The 1690-nt window shown below is 69.5% G+C and carries 1 protein-coding gene; it reads left to right on the top strand.

Annotated features, from left to right (window positions below; all coding sequences use genetic code 11):
• Positions 1-1690 (top strand): type I polyketide synthase (locus ACP4IX_RS36120; RefSeq protein ID WP_426558874.1); only part of this gene is annotated, 1690 nt, incomplete at both ends.

Raw genomic sequence — 1690 nt, 5'->3', positions numbered from 1 at the left:
GGCGGCGGGATGCTGCCGCCGCTTCTGAGTGGCCTGGTCCGCGTCCCGGCCCGCCGCGCCGCGAAGGCCGGCGTCGCGTCCGTGGCCGATCGCCTGGCCGGACTGACCGTGGCCGAGCAGGAGGCTCATGTCCTGGAGCTGGTCCGCACCCAGGTCGCGGCGGTCCTCGGGTATGCGGGTCCGGAGGGGGTGGAGCCGGATCGGTCCTTCCGTGAGCTGGGCTTCGACTCGCTGACCGCCGTCGAGCTGCGCAACCGCCTGGCCGCGACGGTCGGGCTGCGCCTGCCGGCCACCCTTGTCTTCGACTACCCCACCTCTGCCGCTCTCGCGGAGTACGTACGGGGCGAACTGGTCGGTGTGGCAACCGTGGTGACGGCAGCCGTGCCCGTCGCCCTCCGTGATGACGAGCCGATCGCGATCGTGGGTCTGGGGTGTCGTTATCCGGGTGGGGTGGAGAGTCCGGAGGATCTGTGGCGGCTGGTCCTGGAGGGCCGGGATGCGATTTCCGGGTTCCCTGAGGATCGTGGCTGGGATGTGGAGGCGTTGTTCGACGCTGATCCTGATCAGCAGGGGGCGAGCTATGCGCGGGAGGGCGGTTTCGTTCGGGACGCGGGTGATTTCGATCCGGCGTTCTTCGGGATTTCGCCGCGTGAGGCGGTGGCGATGGATCCGCAGCAGCGGTTGTTGCTGGAGACGTCGTGGGAGGCGTTCGAGCGGGCCGGTATCGATCCGACGACGATGCGTGGCAGTCGGACGGGTGTCTTCGCGGGTGTGATGTACCACGATTACGCGTCCCGGCTGTCGGTTTTGCCGGAGGGCGTCGAGGGGTTCGTCGGCACGGGCAATGCCGCGAGTGTCATCTCGGGCCGCCTCTCCTATGCGTTCGGCCTCGAAGGTCCGGCCGTCACCGTCGACACGGCGTGTTCGTCCTCGCTCGTTGCCCTGCACTTGGCGGTGCAGGCGTTGCGGGGTGGTGAGTGTGATCTGGCGTTGGCCGGTGGTGTGACGGTGATGGCGACGCCGGCGGCTTTTGTGGAGTTCAGTCGTCAGCGTGGTCTGGCGGCCGATGGCCGGTGCAAGGCGTTCTCGGCGGATGCTGATGGCACGGGTTGGGCCGAGGGCGCGGGTGTGATGGTCGTGGAGCGGCTGTCGGACGCGCGTGCCAAGGGGCATCCGGTGCTGGCGGTGGTGCGGGGTTCGGCGGTCAATCAGGATGGTGCGAGCAATGGTCTGACGGCGCCGAACGGTCCGTCGCAGCAGCGGGTGATCCGGCAGGCTCTGGCCAATGCCCGGCTCACGGCGGCCGAGGTCGATGCGGTGGAGGCGCACGGGACGGGCACGACGCTGGGTGACCCGATCGAGGCGCAGGCCCTTCTCGCCACGTACGGCCAGGAGCACAGTGGTGAGCGGCCTCTGTGGCTGGGTTCGATCAAGTCGAACATGGGTCACACGCAGGCCGCGGCGGGTGTCGCGGGCGTCATCAAGATGGTGATGGCGATGCGGCACGGTGTGCTGCCCAGGACCCTGCATGTGGACGAGCCGTCCCCGCACGTGGACTGGTCCGAGGGCGCGGTCTCCCTGCTGGCCGAGCAGGTGGACTGGCCGCAGACCGGCCGTCCGCGCCGTGCCGCGGTGTCCTCGTTCGGCTTCAGCGGCACCAACGCGCACGCCATCATCGAACAAGCCCCCG

This window comes from Streptomyces sp. WG5 (assembly GCF_049974565.1).
Lineage (GTDB): Bacteria > Actinomycetota > Actinomycetes > Streptomycetales > Streptomycetaceae > Streptomyces.
This window is presented reverse-complemented; position numbering and strand designations above follow the sequence as displayed.